This is a genomic window from Falsibacillus pallidus, assembly GCF_050990905.1.
Classification (GTDB): Bacteria; Bacillota; Bacilli; order Bacillales; family DSM-25281; genus Falsibacillus; species Falsibacillus pallidus_A.
Window position 1 is genome coordinate 395,463 of record NZ_CP158866.1, and the last position, 16,011, is coordinate 411,473.

Genomic DNA, 16,011 nt, shown 5'->3' on the forward strand with positions numbered 1-16,011 from the left:
TTTTTTTGTTGTTTTTGGCCATCTTGGAGTCAGATTCTATGTGTCATTGTGAAAAAATGTGCTAGAGAAGGAGGGTGGGGGACAAAATTGCCCTGGATAGAGGGGTTTTTACCCTTGAGGAAGGCTCTTATGCGCGAAAAACCCTTGCTTATGCGCGACTTGGCATGCTTTATGCGCGAAAAACAACCGTTTATGCGCCGGAAAGGGTACGTTATGCGCTAAAAACACCCACTTATGCGCCAGTGGGATTTCCCAACCTTTATCCGCCAATCTTCGACAAAAACCGGGTGGTGACAGGCACCTTTACTGTCTTATGCTGATCGGGGCTGACCAAGGCGCTTCCGCATTTAGGCACCTTCAAAGCCAAAAAGCCACCCTCCAATATACCGAACCCCCGCATTCTATTCCGATTATTCCTATAGTTATACAAATTAGGTAAATACGCATGGGTGTATTTTCACAATTGGGTTATAACGGACTATTTTAAATATTATTTATTTTCTGTATATTCATATCTGTAGTCCAAAAAAATAGAAAGAGGAGTTGTTGTTTCATTGAAAAAACAATTGGTTGCGTTAGGGTTGGCGGCAGGTCTGGTCATGAGTCCGACGGTGTATTCATATGCCCAAGGGAATGGTTCTGCGGATCTATCTGAAAAAGTGAAATGGAGCGATCGTGTCGGGACGCCGGAATTTGTTTCAGGCAAATTGACAAAAGCTTCGAAGGATTCGGCAGAAACCATCGTATTCAATTATCTCAATGGCAAAGAAGGCTCCTTCAAACTTGGGGGAGACGCGAAGAATTCTTTTAAAGTCGTGGAGCAGCAAAAGGATGAACTGGGCTTTACATATCTTCGACTTCAACAGGTCTATAAAGGGACTCCAGTTTTCGGATCGGTAATCACAGCCCATGTCGATAAAGATGGCGTTTTGACGGCTATCTCAGGCGCTGTTCAGCCGGACTTGGATAAAAAGGCTGGAAACAAGGCAGATAAAGTATCCAAGAAGGATGCAATCTCCAAAGGGGAAGCAGATTTGACGGCAGCAGTAGGTTCACAGCCTGACTACGAATACGCTCCAAAAGCGGATTATGTAATCTTTGTGAAGGATGGCTCTGCACATTATGCTTACCATGTAAATTATAACTTCCTTTCTCCGGAGCCGGGCAACTGGGATTATTTTGTCGATGCATCGTCAGGGGAAATTCTTTCAAAATATAATTCTATCGACCATGCGAAGCCGGGCGGCGGTGGTGCAACTGGCGGCACGAATACAGTCGGTACCGGTACGGGAGTGCTTGGAGATACGAAATCATTAAATACTCTTCTCTCAGGTTCTACTTATTATCTTCAAGACAATACAAGAGGCAAAGGAATTTTCACATATGATGCCTCCAGCCGTACCCGTCTTCCAGGAACGCTTTGGGCTGATGCAGATGATCAGTTCAATGCAAGCTATGATCACGCAGCTGTAGATGCTCATTATTATGCAGGTGTGACTTATGATTATTATAAAAATACATTCAACCGCAACAGCTATGACAATAATGGTGCTGCTTTGAAAGCTTCCGTCCATTACAGCCGCAACTATAATAATGCATTCTGGAATGGTTCCCAAATGGTATATGGAGACGGTGACGGGGTAAACTTCATCGAGTTCTCAGGAGGCATCGATGTCGTGGCGCATGAATTGACTCATGCCGTGACAGAAAAGACGGCAGGACTTGTCTATCAAAATGAGTCTGGTGCCATCAATGAATCTCTATCCGATATCTTCGGTACTTTAGTAGAGTTCTATTCAGGCAAAAGCCCTGATTGGGAAATCGGCGAGGACATCTATACGCCTTCAAAACAGGGGGATGCTTTACGTTCCATGTCCGATCCTACTAAATACGGCGATCCGGATAACTATGCCAACCGCTACACAGGTACGAGCGATAACGGCGGGGTTCACACAAACAGCGGAATCAGCAATAAAGCAGCATATTTATTAAGCCAAGGCGGTACAGCTTACGGAGTGAAAGTAACAGGCGTTGGTACAAGTAAAACAGGAGCTATTTTCTACCGAGCGCTTACTCAATACTTGACGCCTCAAGCCACTTTCAGCCAGCTGCGTGCTGCAGCAGTCCAATCTGCGGTCGATCTTTACGGGGCCAGCAGCCAGGAAGCAGCGAGTGTGAATGCAGCATTTGATGCAGTCGGCGTACACTAAGATTTAATTCAATAAACAAGGGCCTTCAACTAAAAGTCGGAAGGCCCTTGTTTTATTTAGGCTCTTTTCTCAAACTTCGTGCTTTAAGCATTAGAACAGAATAATTTATGTAATTCATGCAGGAAATTTAATTCGAAAAGAGCCTGGATACTCAATTTCAACGCTCATAATAAGTATTTTAACGTTAAAATGGGCATTAAGATTTTAACAACAAAGATTACGAAAACAGCCTTTATTTATTCTCAATTAGTCCGATGCCAACTCCGACCGGATCGACTAGATAGGCTAAATAAAATTCTTCAAACTCCATCTTTTCCCTTACGATCTGAGCACCGTTTTGGACAGCTTCCTTTAGGGCGACATCAATGGAATCCACCTCCAAATGAAGTCGCACCCCATGTGGATAGTCACTCGGGCCATGCGCAATCCCGCCATTTATCCCGCCGCCATTTGTAATGGCTTCACTATACCCCCATTTTGGCTCACCGATCGTCCAGCCGAAAACATTCGAGTAAAACACTGCTGCTTTTTCAGGGTCCTGTGAGTTCATTTCAAATGAAACTACTTTTGATTTGATCATCTACTCATCCTCCATGATTTTTTATCTACCATCAATTTTCTCACGTCTGCCAATGAATTCCAATAAAATTTTGAGTTTTTAAAAAATTGGTATAAAAATGCCGGCGGCGAGTAGATTTGATTAGGGGGGTGTGTCATTTGGACTATCTTAAGAAAAATCTGACCCAGGTTCGGTCTCATACGTATCTTTCTAATAATGACCCAAGGTATTGTGAAAAATATTTAAAATTTCATCCTCATGATCGTCAGATGCTTTACCAGTATGCACAGGAATTATTTAAAAAAGGGAAGTTTACAGAGGGAGTCAAGCAGCTTGAAAAGTCTAGTGCGCTTGGCTATTTTCAAGCAAAAAGAGAGTTGGGCCACCTCAACCAATTTCAATCATTGCCAAATGCGAAGCAGAATAAAACGGCGAGCAGATATTCTTCATTATGGAAATGGCTTCTTGCCCTTCTGATTTTGTCCCTGCTCCTTTTCAGCTTCCTTATCGTCTGGAGGTATGTGGAGAATCGTTTCTTTATCGAAAAGAACGACTACTATTATCAGTTCCACGAATATCATAATCCTGAGCCGCCTCCGAAAGACGACGATTTGAACAGCGTATCAGTGCCAATAGAGAAACAGAAAGAAACGCTTGCCCTCCTTTCAGTAGAAAATGCCCTTGTGAGGTATAACGAAATATATGGACACATTCCGAAAAGCCTCGACGAGTTGACCGGCGGGGCTCCTTCTAATTTTTTGACGCTTTCACATGAAGCATCCGTACAAAAAGACAAGATCCTTATAAAATCAAAGAGCCAGGATGAATTTTCGAACTTCAACAAATTCGAGCTTCATTTTTATCCGAAAGCCAATAAATTGATCCTTGCCAAGATAAGCCCATCAGGGAAAGAAACAATCCTGTCATCATATACAACGGCATCAGGCAAGGGGGCTCTTCCGTTTTCCTCCAGCAAAGTCTCCCAGAGGGTAGTCAATCCAAATGGGGGAGGTGGTGTACTTGGGACTCGCGGCCTTGTCCTGCAGGATGGGTACGCCATTCATGGAACCAATGATCCCACATCCATTGGACAAAAAGTGACGCATGGCTGCATCCGATTAAGGAGCGGTGATATGGAAGCTCTATATCCGTATATATCCATTGGTACGCCATTTATGGTTAAATCGGGTTTTCCGGATGCTCCATTTCTTAAAACTGGGCTGCCGGAGCTTGCTGTAGACTCCTCAATATTAAAGAAAGAAGAAAGTCCGGGCACACATTTTACTTGGAGAAATTGATATTTGGCGAAAAAGAAGGAATAGCCTAAAATACATGTCCCTGCAACGTCCGAGTCCTGCTTTTGGGGGAGAGGAGCACCTTGGGAATGAATAAATGCTGGAATACGTGTGACTATTATCATGAATTTTCCATTTTTCTTCCTGCAAACTTTTTTTGAAATTTCCTTCTAATTGTCCATTCAGAATATTCTGGAAAATTATATAATATAAGTAAATCATTTCAAAGGGTGTATCGATTATGTCCTTAATTGAAATCATTGTATTACCGATGTTGATGGGTGGTATCGGGGGTCTGGGACATATTTTAGTCTTCAAGGATGGAGAGTTTACACTTCCAAGAAAGTTTGTGACAGAAGAGGGAGAAAAGCATTACATTTTTGGCTCATCGAAGGATATCATCATTGGGATCATTGCCGGATTTTTGTCAGTCCTGCCGGTCATGGATACGGTGCCTGTCTGGTATGTGATTTATATCAGCCTGGTATCAGGAATTGGAGGAAGCTCAGTCATTACCAGAAAGCTTGAACAGAATTTGGAATGCACCAGGCAGCACTACTTGGGTGAAATTTCAAGGTATCAGTTTGAGACAGCGTCTCATCAAGGATCTACAATACACAATGAGGTGAACACGGTTGGCGAAGTCGAGAGAAGAGAAAGTGAAGATTAAATTGACTCCTGACAAAAAGATGGAAGCTGAAGATCTGGTGCAGAAGCTAAAGGAAGCTGACAACCTGCCAGAAGTCAGGTATTACTTCCAAAAGGTCAAAAAAATTATCGAAGAACATGAATGATAAGCCCTTCTTCCAGCTGGCGGGGGTTTTTTTTATGTCTGCATTTGGACAAGAAAAAAATCCAGTAATTGGATTGTGTTAAAGTGTTCCAGAAAATGTCCGTCCACGTTATGATAAAAAGGTAGAAGTGGAGGGCTGTACAATGATACACCAAAAGACCAATGAAATCATCATAGAAACACTTGCCAAATATCCTCATAAAGTAAATGTGAAGCTCGGGAAAATCCTTAGAGCCAGAGGTATGACGCAGGGTGATCTGCACCGTTTGACCGGTCTTCGTATAGCTACAATCAATGAACTGGTTCACTTTAAGAAAAAATCTTTCACAGTGGCGCATTTAATTTCCATTATGATTGCACTCCGGATATATGATATCCGCGAATTGATTGAAATAGAGTTCGATGAAGAAGTAGTGGAGTATTTTAAACAAGAAAGAGCCGTCATGAAAAGAGGATTTACAGAGGATTTAGAGAATACTCTAAAAGAAAATGTGAACCGCATGAACGAAGGCAAGTGAAAAAATAAGGCTGACTCATAAGCGCCTGTTTCTCTCCTATGAATCTATTGCAGGAGGACAGACCAATCCGATGAGTCAGCCTTATTTATTTAGAATTCCATGTCTTTATCATGATTTTTAGCAAGTTCATCTTTTAGATCCTTAATGGAATCATTTAAATCGATTACTTCGTTTTTCGTTTTGATCAACTCGTATAATATAAAAACACCGACAATGGCCAGTAAAATATTAAACATAGTGAAACCCCCAATTTTTATTCCATTTTATTATGGTATACAGAAACGCAGTCTTTTTTCAAGGATAAAAGGAACCAAACTGACAGGATTCTACATAGAAGAATGGAAATTTTCCCTTATTTAACCATAAAACAGCCTTCAAGAATCTTGTCTGTCATTATATGAGATTTAAAGTCAGAAAATTACATAAATTACACAAAAAAATCCCGCTCTCGGTCGATGGCCAAGGCGGAATCGGGGTCATGCGTTCACTTTAAATTTGACTGACTTTTGGATTAAATAGGGGGTATGAGAGCTGTTATCAGGTGTAACTTTATATTTTGCCGGAAGTTTGACTACATGCACGATTTGATCCGATTTTACAAAGACAAGAAGGGAAATATCATCACGATAGGTAAGACCGTATGATTTCAGTTCGGCCGAACGGTTTCCCAGGTGCTTTTTCAACTCATTATCGGATGTATATGGAGGGAAAATATATGCCTTATCATAAGAGATTCCGATGTCTTTTTGGAAATTGATATGAGCGGCACCGTTCTTTTCATTCTTTTCAATAAAGGAAACGACTTTGTTCTCAATGTCCAACCTTTTCGATTGTTTGTTTGCACTCGATGCGATCAGCAAACCGTATAAAACTGCGGAAATAATGATGATGGATAAAAGTGCTTTTCTTCTTCGCACGCTTGATTTCCTCCCTGCGGCAATCGTCTTCTACTAGTAAGACGGATGGCAGGAATAAATAGTTTCACATTTTTTGCGCAGAATCCGCCAACATTTGCTTTCTTCCTAAAAAAATTGAAGGATGATAGATGTTGATTTTCATAGATTTGACTAGTAAAATCAAAGAAAAAATGAAACGTCTTAAAAATATTATGAAGATGTCATGTCGTTGTCACGTTTGAAGTGTTTAATAGGAAACAGATAGTGCCGGCGCCCGGATGGCCCCGAAGCCTAATGTTGAAATGAGTGATAATCATGAATGATACGGTAAAAAAATATCTGGACTATTTAAAAATGGAGCAGGAATCGCCAAGCCTCAATTATTTGCAGAGGCTCATCCAGCGTCATCTGTTTAAGGTGCCCTATGAGACATTCAGCAAATTCCATTACTATTCCAAGAACCCCGTCCATGTCCCATCAATGGAGGAGTTTGTAGGCAATCTGGTTGATAAGGGCTGGGGTGGAACCTGCTTCACGCTGAATATCAACTTCACGAGACTTTTGAAAGCCCTTGAATTTGACTGTTCGCTGGTAAGAGTGGACCCAGGGCACCTGGGAGTCATGGTTGTCTTAGAGAATAAAAGATATTATGCAGATGTGGGATACGGCTCCCCCATCATGAAGCCGATAGAACTTGAAGGTAAGCGGCAGCACGTCCTGCACGGATTCGGGGAAGAGATTATCTTTACGCAGAAAACAAAGGAATCCTATGAAGTCGATCGCCGGGCTAATGGCAAATCCTTTGTGAAAAAAGAGATTCAGTGGAAGCCGTTGAAAGAAGAAGATATCCAAAAAGATATCGAAAGTTCTTATTTGGATGAAGATAAAAACCAAACAATGAGAAGAATCACCGCAGTGCGGTTCAATGGCCATGAATGCTATTTCCTTCGGGATCATTCCTTGAAAGTGATGACCTATCGGAATATTTCAGAAATCAACCTGAAAGATAAAGAAAAATGGAAGAAGTATGTGCGCGAAGTCTATCAAATCGATGAAGACTCGCTGGATGAATCAATCGAATTCCTAAAATCGCGCGGAGTGGCACTTTTTTAAATAACCAAGGCAGACCTTCTTGAGAATTGAGTTCTCAAGGAGGTTTTTTGTTGATTAGATGAGTGGAATTGGATCAAATGATGCGGGATTTGCTGAAGAATGACCATTTTAGGAGCTCGAAAGTGGAAATAAGTGTGCAGGGAGCCTGAAATCTAGTGAAAATTAAGCTCATCAAGGGCTTTATGCGCGAGAATTAGCTGCTTATGCGCCAACTCACAGGTCTTATGCGCGAGAAATCTACGGCTATGCGCGAGACAGGGCATCTTATAAGCGAAAATCCCCTCCTTTTGCGCGAGTGGCCGACACAGGCATCAATTCCAAAGTTTGAAACGACATTATCTGACAAAAACCGGGGCGTGTCCAGCTCCACCGCCTAGCCCCTCGAGTCATAAGCCGCACCTCTACGGAAATCAGGATTTCCTTCGAGTTCCGTCTTATGCTGGTCGGGGCTTTCAAGGTGCTTTCGCTTTTCTTAGTGACAGGCACCTTTTCACGCCTTTTCGGGCACTCATTTAGGCGGGACATCAAAAAATTATCCCATCCATCCTGTAGGGGCAACATTGAGTTCACTCGTCTATTAGGATATAGAACGCCTGGAAAGGGGATGGATCTTTATTATGCACGTTTCAATTGATCAATGGACGCTTTACGCCGAAAACGAGCTGGATGAAGCCATGCGAGAGGAATATGAGGATCATATGTATGAATGCGACAGCTGTATAGCTTTATATATGAAGGCTGTAGAAGGGCTTGGATTATCTATACCTGCTGAGTATTCTTCCTTTTCGCGTTTATCCTCTCTAAAAAGAAGGCATGATGTAGGAGAAAGAAATTTTAGACACAATGTTTTAATTAGATTTTTTTCCATAAAAGAGGTATGATAATTTCCGTCAGTTTATTAAACGGTTTGATGAAGGATAATCAGTGGAATAGAATAAAGATTTAATTAATTTTTTCGGCTTAAAATAGTACTCAATAAAGAAATAAATAGAAGGTTAGGATGATGGGGTAATGAAAAGAGCAAGAATAATATATAATCCTACTTCCGGACGGGAAATATTCAAGAAGAATTTAGCGGAAGTCCTATTGCGATTGGAAAAGGCCGGGTATGAAACTTCCTGTCATGCGACGACCTGTGAGGGCGACGCCTCAGAAGCAGCGCGCATTGCGGTTGAGAGAAAATACGACCTTGTCATTGCTGCAGGCGGGGACGGGACCATCAATGAAGTGGTCAATGGCTTGGCAGAGCAGGAATTCCGTCCTAAATTAGGGATTATTCCGGTAGGGACAACCAATGATTTTGCACGTGCATTACATATCCCGCGAGATATCATGGCCGCTGTAGATATCATCGTGAAAGGCGACAGAATTCCGGTTGATATCGGAAGGATGAACGACCGCTATTTCATCAATATCGCCGGCGGTGGACGCTTGACTGAGTTGACATACGAAGTTCCGAGCAAGCTCAAAACCATGCTTGGCCAGCTGGCATACTACTTAAAGGGCATGGAAATGCTGCCTTCGATCAGGGCAACTGAAGTGTCCATTGAATATGACGGAAAGTTATTTGAAGGGGAAGTCATGCTGTTTTTGGTCGGGCTGACCAATTCAGTGGGAGGATTCGAGAGGCTTGCACCGGATGCTTCCATCAATGATGGATTGTTCTCACTGCTCGTTTTGAAGAAGACGAATCTGGCAGAGTTCATCCGTATCGCATCCCTTGCTATCCGCGGAGAGCATGTCAATGATCCCAATGTCATTTACACGCAGGCCAATCATATTAAGGTGCAGTCCGCTGAAAAGATGCAGCTGAATATTGACGGAGAATTTGGAGGGCTATTACCGGCTGAATTCGAAAATCTGTACAGGCATCTTGAAGTTTATGTACCCATTGATGCAATACGCCCGGAAGATCGCCCGGATCGATACCAGGAATCATAATAGAAGGCTTCCCGCTTTATACGGGAAGCCTTTTGTATTAACTCGTCTTTGGTTTGCTATCTTGTTTGCCTCGATTTTGAAATCTCTTAAAATCGTCTTTCAGGAATATATAAAGGGAAGGGACGATAAATACGATCATGCCGATGGTCTCTAAAAGTTCTCCTCCGCCTTCAATCAATTTCACGAGTCCTTCAGCGAAAAGTTCTCCGCCGATCAGGATTAAAATAACGCCTAAAGCTTTAAAAATGATGCCAAGGTTATATTTAAGGGTTGTCTTGAATACAATGACGGCCAGCAAGACTGCCAAAGCGATCCCTAAGATGCTTCCAAATGCAACCATACCTGAATTCTCAGCGATTTGAGTCATATTGAAGATGACAAGTTCAATGCCTTCCCGCAATACAGAAAGAAATGAAAGAACAAATAACCCAATCCAGCTGGTGCGTTTTTGAACTTGAGAGAGGACGCTCGAAGAAACCTGTTTGCTTCTATGGAGCCAAAGAATGAAGTAGGCGATTAATCCAGCTGCTACTAGCATCATAATTCCTTCAAAGATTTCTTCACCTGCTTCTTCAAGCTCCTGCGCTTCATTAAAACCAATCACACCGCCGACAGCGCTGACAGCCAATCCGGCCAATGCACCTATGTAAACAGCTTTAGACAGGGAAGATTTATTGAGTTTAGCCAGTTGAACCAAAATGATGCCAATGACAAGAGCAGCTTCCAGCCCTTCCCGAAACGTTAAGAAAAAACTCGACAACATGGGAACACCTCATCTATTCTAATTTTATATTGATTTTGAAAATCATTCTCAATGACACTTTTATCATAAAGTCTGAATCACTTTATTGTCAACCCTAATTGAGAACTTTTTTCAATAGAATAAGAGGTGTTTCTTATGCCTTTTCAATATTCCTTCCAATCATAACTTGGATAAAATCTTCGACAAATTTGCTGTAGTTCAAATCCATATAAATATTGATGTTATTTTTGGATGGCTGGGATTTCGGACGGAAATCGGCGATGCTCTGCCCGCGGCTTTTCTCATCCAGTTCAACATTCACATCCCTTGAAATGCTGCTGCCCATCCCGGGATTAATGAGTAAAAACAGAGTGACTACATCATGCAAAGGAGCCCCTTGGATGCCTGGGACCAGCTTTTTGTAGGCATCTATATAATAGTCGATGATGGGCTGAAGGATGGATACTAACTGATTATTGGCGTTTTGAACAATGTATTGGGCAATTTCTTTTGTGATGATTCCTTTATTCGTCGCATTGAGGGGTACGATGGTGATGTTCTTATAGTTTTCTAAAAACAAATTGACTGCGATGGGGTCTCCGTAGAAATTTGCTTCAGCATACTCTGTCACATTTCCAGGGGTCAAGAATGCACCGCCCATAATGTGGAATTGCTTGATTTTCCCGATCTGCTCGCTGCTCAATACGATTGCAGTGGCAAGCGAGGTGCTCCTGCCCACATCTACAATGGTCAGATCTGGATGCTTTTCGATAATGTCAAAAATCTGGCTGAAATTTAGCAGTTCCCCTTTTATATAGTCAGGAGGCGTGATGGGGCCGAGTCCTTTTTCACCATGAATTTCAGGATAATATTTCGGGATTTGCCCGCTGAATGGCCTTGTCGCACCGCCGATGAGGGGAATATCGGCTTTTCCCGCCAAATGCAGGAGGTAGGCTATATTTTTCGTAGCATCTTTTTTGCTCATATTCCCATAGCTTGAGACAATTCCAACTACCTTTATATCTGGATGCAGAAGTGCGTACATGATGGCAATCGAATCATCTATACCAGGATCTGTAAACAGCAGGACCTCTTTCAGGATGGACCGCCTCCTCAATTTATCTTATTTGATGCTATGCGCTGAAAGGGGGAAACATGAACGGAGGCAATCGTCAAATCGCTTTAGCCATGGACTTATGATACAATCAGAACTAGTGAAAAACGGACAGAAAAGGAAGTTGCATGATGAGCAAAAAAGTGAAAGCCCCTGTAGAGAAAAATGAATATTATGATGTTGTTTTTGAAGATTTGACGCACGACGGGAATGGTGTGGCCAAAATTGACGGCTATCCTGTTTTTGTCCCGAATGCCCTCCCTGGTGAAGAGGCGAAAGTAAAAATCGTGAAGCCAAGCAAGGGCTACGGATTCGGCCGGGTTGCTGAGCGGTATACGGACAGCCCCAAAAGACAGGAGCCGCCATGTCCGATATATAAAGAATGCGGCGGTTGCCAAATCCAACATTATTCATATGAAGGACAGCTCGAAGCGAAAACCAAGCATGTGAGAGACGTCCTGCAGAGGATCGGCAAGCTCCCCGAGGTACCCGTCCATGACGCCCTTGGGATGGAGGAACCTTGGTACTACCGCAATAAAGCACAGGTACCTGTGGGAGAAAAGAACGGAGAACTTGTTGCAGGCTTCTACCAGAAGCGAAGCCATGAAATCATCGATATGGATGCCTGCATCATTCAGCAAAAGGAAAACGACGAAGCGATCCAAATCGTGAAGGATATTTTAAAGAAATACAAAGTGCGTGCCTATGATGAAGAGAAGCACAAAGGGACAATCCGCCATATCATGACCCGGGTAGGACGGCAAACAGGTGAAGTGATGGTGGTCCTTGTGACAAGAACGACGGACCTGCCTCATAAAGACGAAATCGTTCAAGAGATAAAAGAGCGGGTCAATGGATTGAAATCCGTTGTCCAAAATGTTAATTCCAAAAGAACCAACGTCATTTTTGGCAATCAAACGACGGTCCTGTGGGGCGAAGAATTCATCTACGATTATATCGGGGATGTGAAATTCGCTATTTCAGCCCGCTCCTTCTATCAGGTGAACCCGGTCCAGACCAAGGTGCTTTATGATAAAGCATTGGAATTTGCCGAGTTGAATGGGGATGAAACCGTCATCGATGCGTATTGCGGTATTGGGACGATCTCGCTGTTCCTGGCCCAAAAAGCAAAGAAAGTGCTCGGCGTGGAAATTGTCCCTCAGGCCATTGAAGATGCGAAGCGAAACGCAGAATTAAACGGCTTCAATAATGTGGACTTTGCCGTCGGCGAAGCAGAGAAAGTCATCCCTGCCTGGTATAAAGAAGGGATCAGTGCGGATGTGCTGGTCGTCGATCCGCCAAGAAAAGGCTGCGATGAAGCATTGCTGAACACCATCATACAAATGAAGCCGAAAAAAGTTGTCTATGTATCATGCAATCCGGCAACCCTTGCACGTGACCTGAGGGTGCTTGAGGATGGTGGCTACCAGACGCTTGAAGTACAGCCGGTGGATATGTTCCCGCAGACGATGCACTGTGAAGCGGTTGCTAAGATTGTTCTAAAAGAAACAGAAGCAGAATAAGCTTCTGTTTTTTTATGACCCTATTTACAATTTAATGAACTGATGTAATAATAAGGGAAATTGTAAAGGGGGAAAGTAAGTTTATGGAACCAACATCTAATTGCGCATTTTAATTAATTTAAAATGAATAGGTTTTGTATCGAGTGTTTATTCGCCTATGTACTATAGGTCTATTTGATATGCGCTCTTTATGGAATCAGGCAATTAGAAGGCAGCTTACTTTTCTGAATACGGGATATCATTTATGGAATATCAAGATAATCTTGAATCATTCCCCTTGAAGGCACTCAGTCCATTGGTGTTTATTTGAGGCGCTGTACGATTGGTGATAAATGGTGGCATGGATGATTTAGACTGTAGGGAGATTGCATCTTCTTATGGTCTTTTTTATTTTAAAAAAACTAAATCATGACGTCTTCTTTGCCTTGTCCATGAAACAGCGTAAAAATTATGGATGAAAGCAGGAATGAAAATGTTAGAACTAAAATTGAGCGGCATTAAAAAATATATGGAAGCCACTTTGGTCGTAAAGAATATCACATTTGAAGCATATGAAGGTGAAAAAATCGGGATCGTGGGGGCAAACGGAAGCGGAAAAAGCACAATCCTAAAAGTGATTGCCGGTATAGAACCGATGAATTATTATCCTGGCTATCCCCAGACTTCAAGCTCGGGATACGATGAGGGCATCATTCATATGCCCAAAGGCACAACAAGAGCCTATCTTCAGCAAAACCCTGTATTCCCTGAAGGATTGACAGTGAAGGAAGTGCTGAATTTAGCATTTGAAGAAGTTGATGAAATAGAAAAGCAAATGCGTGAATTGGAAGAAAAGATGAAGGTGCTGGAAAATGATGCGCTGGATAAGATACTGAATCAATATGGCATGCTCGTACAATTATTCGAAGTGAGGGGCGGGTATGAAAGAGAAGAAAAATTAAATAAAGTCTGCACGGGGCTGAATTTCAGCGATAGTTTCTTGGATAAGGATTTCGATTTATTGAGCGGTGGGGAAAAAACAACCGTTTCATTAGGGAAGCTCTTGATTCACAACCCTGGTATCCTCCTCCTGGATGAACCGACCAACCATCTGGATATGGAAGCCATTGAATGGTTGGAAGGATATATCAAGAACTACAAGGGGATTGTCCTGATTGTTTCCCATGACCGGTACTTTTTAGATAATACGGCAACCAAGATCGTTGAAATAGAAGATATGGAGTCCATTTCCTATAAAGGGAACTACACTTCCTTTGTCCAGCAGAAAGAAGAAAATATGCGCATTCAATATGAGCATTTCCGTGAGCAGCAGAAAAAGATCGGCAGTATGGAAAAGACCGTATCGAATTTAAGGGACTGGGCCATGCGTGCCGACAATAACAAATTTTTCAGAAGGGCAGCAAGCATCCAAAAAAAGCTCGATAAGATGGAGTTGATTGATAAGCCGGTCTTTGAGAGGCGCAATATGAGATTGGACTTTAAAGAGGCTCAGCGTTCAGGAAAAGAAACGATAAAGGCAATCGGACTCACCAAGAAATTCGGCGACAAAGTGATTTTCAATAAGGCAGATCTTATGATTCATTTTGGGGAAAGAGTCGGGCTGGTCGGACCTAATGGCAGCGGGAAATCGACTTTCCTGAAGATGCTTTTGGGGGAAGAGCAGCCAGACAGCGGGATTGTGGAACTCGGGGCAAATGTGCAAGCCGCCTACCTGCCTCAGAAAATCGTTTTCCAAGATGAAGACCAAACCGTATTGGAATGCTTCAGGGGAGATATCTCCATCCCTGAGGGGAAAGCCCGCGAGTATCTTGCCAAATTTATGTTTTACAAGAAAAGCGTGTTCAAGAAAGTGAAGCACTTATCAGGAGGGGAGCGGATCAGATTAAAGCTCGCCATGCTCCTTTTTCAAGATATCAACCTATTGATTTTGGATGAACCGACCAATCATCTCGACATCGATTCCATCGAAACCCTTGAGGAAGCATTGGAGGATTTCAAAGGGACCATTTTCTTCGTGTCCCATGACCGTTATTTCATCAATAAAATCGGGGAGAAAGTGATTTCACTGGAAAATGGCCGCCTGAGAAGCTATCTGGGAAATTATGATTATTTCAAAAGTGAACAGGAGAAGGCGAAGATGAGGGAGGCCACTGACTCTCCGAAACAGGCAGAAAAAGAAAAGAAAGTTATAAGAAATTCAGGGGACCCTAAAAAGCAGGAAAGCGAGTCTGACATATTGGGGAAAATCGATGAACTGGAAAGAGAGATTGAAGCAATTGATACGGTGATGACGGTCGAATCCTTAAATCATATAGAGTTGAATGACCTTTATGTGAAGAAACAGGAATTCACTGAAAAATTAGAAGTGGTAATGGATCAGTGGCTGCAGCTATATGCAGAATAGAAAATGGACGGCTCTCATTATAGGGAGCCGTCCGTTCTACATTATTTATATCGTTTTCTCCTCATCCACTGAGTGGCAGCCCACTTATCTCCTGTGATGACAGGTGCTCCGCCATGCAGCGTCAAATCGTTTAATTCCTGATTATCATAGAAGTATTCGAAGTAAACGGCCATCCCTTTTTGAGGGGAAACGGACAATTTCAGGCTTGGAAAATACGTTTCTCCGCCTTCTTCCACATCATTTAAATACATGACAAGTGTACTGATTCTCGGGTTGTTAACAGGTTTGGAGAAGAAATCAAAGTGCGCTTTATATTCCTGGCCAATTTGGTAGTTTAGGATTTGAAGGCCTTCCCCGTGCTCGAAAGGAATGTTCATGATCTGGGACACTCTCTTTTCAACTCTTTCGACTACATCACTTTCATTTTCCGGCAGAAAGGTGCTGCTGCTTGTTCTCAATTCATTTACATCGCGGCCGGATCCGATCTTGGAGCGGTCCATTTTTTCCTTGGATAATTGAATCAGCTCATCGCATTCTTCATGGCTCAAAACATTTCCTAGAACAACGACCAGCGGCTCTTCGAATCTAGCAATAATATTAATCTCACGGTCATCCGTTTTGATCTTATTCCCAACGTGATTAAAAATAGTAGGTTCTTTCGTAAGTATGCTCAACTTTCATCTACCTCTTCAGTATATTTTTAAAATTTAGATAAATAAGAGGAAACCAGCGGAAGGATTCGGTTGACTCCCCGCCTTAAAAAGATCATCAGGATTAATATCAGTAGTCAGCAACAACCTCCAGGACGCGAAAATATAATGGGTGAATTCCATTTTTTGATATTCATTTTACACCGCGTATGAGAGATTTACTATCTTTTTTTCATGGCAAAATAAAAGCCCA

General features: G+C 42.4%; 16 protein-coding genes. 10 read left to right on the forward strand and 6 right to left on the reverse strand.

Translation table 11 applies throughout. The features are described 5' to 3' along the window. The first annotated feature begins 74 nt into the window (after positions 1-74). On the forward strand, positions 75-320 hold the full coding sequence (locus ABTV07_RS02135; RefSeq protein ID WP_433746878.1) for a hypothetical protein: 246 nt from the start codon (positions 75-77) through the stop codon (positions 318-320). A 234-nt stretch (positions 321-554) separates the two neighbouring features. Continuing rightward, a complete protein-coding gene (locus ABTV07_RS02140; protein ID WP_433746881.1) occupies positions 555-2,210 on the forward strand; it encodes a M4 family metallopeptidase in 1,656 nt (551 codons plus the stop codon). Positions 2,211-2,442: 232 nt separating this feature from the next. On the opposite strand, the gene ABTV07_RS02145 is transcribed toward ABTV07_RS02140, so the two are convergent. Next, positions 2,443-2,790, reverse strand: coding sequence for a VOC family protein (locus tag ABTV07_RS02145; RefSeq protein WP_433746884.1), 348 nt, complete (start codon positions 2,788-2,790; stop codon positions 2,443-2,445). A 137-nt stretch (positions 2,791-2,927) separates the two neighbouring features. On the opposite strand from ABTV07_RS02145, the gene ABTV07_RS02150 reads away from it, so the two are divergent. The 4 genes from ABTV07_RS02150 (at position 2,928) to ABTV07_RS02165 (ending at position 5,375) form a co-directional block, all read left to right on the forward strand. After that, a complete protein-coding gene (locus ABTV07_RS02150) occupies positions 2,928-4,067 on the forward strand; it encodes a L,D-transpeptidase (protein WP_433746886.1) in 1,140 nt (379 codons plus the stop codon). Between the two features lie 238 nt (positions 4,068-4,305). Then, entirely contained in the window at positions 4,306-4,734 is a 429-nt protein-coding gene (locus ABTV07_RS02155) for a DUF4257 domain-containing protein (protein WP_433746889.1), read from the forward strand. Next, positions 4,724-4,858, forward strand: a complete 135-nt coding sequence (locus tag ABTV07_RS02160) for a hypothetical protein (RefSeq protein ID WP_433746891.1) — start codon at positions 4,724-4,726, stop codon at positions 4,856-4,858. The genes ABTV07_RS02155 and ABTV07_RS02160 overlap by 11 nt, the downstream gene beginning before the upstream one ends. Positions 4,859-5,000: 142 nt before the next feature. After that, positions 5,001-5,375 (forward strand): helix-turn-helix domain-containing protein, encoded by a 375-nt coding sequence (locus tag ABTV07_RS02165; protein ID WP_433746894.1) that lies wholly within the window; start codon positions 5,001-5,003, stop codon positions 5,373-5,375. Between the two features lie 89 nt (positions 5,376-5,464). On the opposite strand, the gene ABTV07_RS02170 is transcribed toward ABTV07_RS02165, so the two are convergent. Together ABTV07_RS02170 and ABTV07_RS02175 are read right to left on the reverse strand one after the other, a co-directional pair. Then, positions 5,465-5,611, reverse strand: coding sequence for a hypothetical protein (locus ABTV07_RS02170; protein WP_433746896.1), 147 nt, complete (start codon positions 5,609-5,611; stop codon positions 5,465-5,467). Between the two features lie 240 nt (positions 5,612-5,851). After that, positions 5,852-6,292 (reverse strand): hypothetical protein, encoded by a 441-nt coding sequence (locus tag ABTV07_RS02175; RefSeq protein ID WP_433746899.1) that lies wholly within the window; start codon positions 6,290-6,292, stop codon positions 5,852-5,854. 294 nt (positions 6,293-6,586) lie between these two features. Between ABTV07_RS02175 and ABTV07_RS02180 the strand changes: the two genes are divergently transcribed. Together ABTV07_RS02180 and ABTV07_RS02185 are read left to right on the forward strand one after the other, a co-directional pair. Then, a complete protein-coding gene (locus tag ABTV07_RS02180) occupies positions 6,587-7,384 on the forward strand; it encodes an arylamine N-acetyltransferase (protein ID WP_433746901.1) in 798 nt (265 codons plus the stop codon). A gap of 1,011 nt (positions 7,385-8,395) precedes the next feature. Continuing rightward, positions 8,396-9,325, forward strand: coding sequence for a diacylglycerol kinase (locus ABTV07_RS02185; protein WP_433746904.1), 930 nt, complete (start codon positions 8,396-8,398; stop codon positions 9,323-9,325). Between the two features lie 37 nt (positions 9,326-9,362). On the opposite strand, the gene ABTV07_RS02190 is transcribed toward ABTV07_RS02185, so the two are convergent. Further along, the gene (locus ABTV07_RS02190) at positions 9,363-10,088 is read right to left on the reverse strand and encodes an FTR1 family iron permease (RefSeq protein WP_433746907.1); all 726 of its coding nucleotides are present in this window, start codon (positions 10,086-10,088) and stop codon (positions 9,363-9,365) included. 133 nt (positions 10,089-10,221) lie between these two features. Next, entirely contained in the window at positions 10,222-11,112 is an 891-nt protein-coding gene (locus tag ABTV07_RS02195; RefSeq protein ID WP_433751050.1) for a nucleoside hydrolase, read from the reverse strand. 200 nt (positions 11,113-11,312) lie between these two features. On the opposite strand from ABTV07_RS02195, the gene rlmD reads away from it, so the two are divergent. Together rlmD and abc-f are read left to right on the forward strand one after the other, a co-directional pair. Then, positions 11,313-12,704: a 23S rRNA (uracil(1939)-C(5))-methyltransferase RlmD gene (rlmD, locus tag ABTV07_RS02200; RefSeq protein ID WP_433746910.1), complete on the forward strand. Its 1,392-nt coding sequence runs from the start codon at positions 11,313-11,315 to the stop codon at positions 12,702-12,704. Between the two features lie 472 nt (positions 12,705-13,176). Beyond that, entirely contained in the window at positions 13,177-15,108 is a 1,932-nt protein-coding gene (abc-f, locus tag ABTV07_RS02205) for a ribosomal protection-like ABC-F family protein (protein ID WP_433746913.1), read from the forward strand. 41 nt (positions 15,109-15,149) lie between these two features. On the opposite strand, the gene ABTV07_RS02210 is transcribed toward abc-f, so the two are convergent. Beyond that, positions 15,150-15,782, reverse strand: coding sequence for a 2OG-Fe(II) oxygenase (locus tag ABTV07_RS02210; protein ID WP_433746915.1), 633 nt, complete (start codon positions 15,780-15,782; stop codon positions 15,150-15,152). Positions 15,783-16,011: the final 229 nt, after the last annotated feature.

Bases quoted from the DNA above. Each gene is read 5' to 3' on its own strand.
- ABTV07_RS02145 (WP_433746884.1), bottom strand. From the start codon at position 2,790: ATGATCAAATCAAAAGTAGTTTCATTTGAAATGAACTCACAGGACCCT.
- ABTV07_RS02155 (WP_433746889.1), top strand. From the start codon at position 4,306: ATGTCCTTAATTGAAATCATTGTATTACCGATGTTGATGGGTGGTATC.
- ABTV07_RS02165 (WP_433746894.1), top strand. From the start codon at position 5,001: ATGATACACCAAAAGACCAATGAAATCATCATAGAAACACTTGCCAAA.
- ABTV07_RS02170 (WP_433746896.1), bottom strand. From the start codon at position 5,611: ATGTTTAATATTTTACTGGCCATTGTCGGTGTTTTTATATTATACGAG.
- ABTV07_RS02180 (WP_433746901.1), top strand. From the start codon at position 6,587: ATGAATGATACGGTAAAAAAATATCTGGACTATTTAAAAATGGAGCAG.
- ABTV07_RS02185 (WP_433746904.1), top strand. From the start codon at position 8,396: ATGAAAAGAGCAAGAATAATATATAATCCTACTTCCGGACGGGAAATA.
- ABTV07_RS02190 (WP_433746907.1), bottom strand. From the start codon at position 10,088: ATGTTGTCGAGTTTTTTCTTAACGTTTCGGGAAGGGCTGGAAGCTGCT.
- ABTV07_RS02195 (WP_433751050.1), bottom strand. From the start codon at position 11,112: ATGTACGCACTTCTGCATCCAGATATAAAGGTAGTTGGAATTGTCTCA.
- rlmD (WP_433746910.1), top strand. From the start codon at position 11,313: ATGAGCAAAAAAGTGAAAGCCCCTGTAGAGAAAAATGAATATTATGAT.
- abc-f (WP_433746913.1), top strand. From the start codon at position 13,177: ATGTTAGAACTAAAATTGAGCGGCATTAAAAAATATATGGAAGCCACT.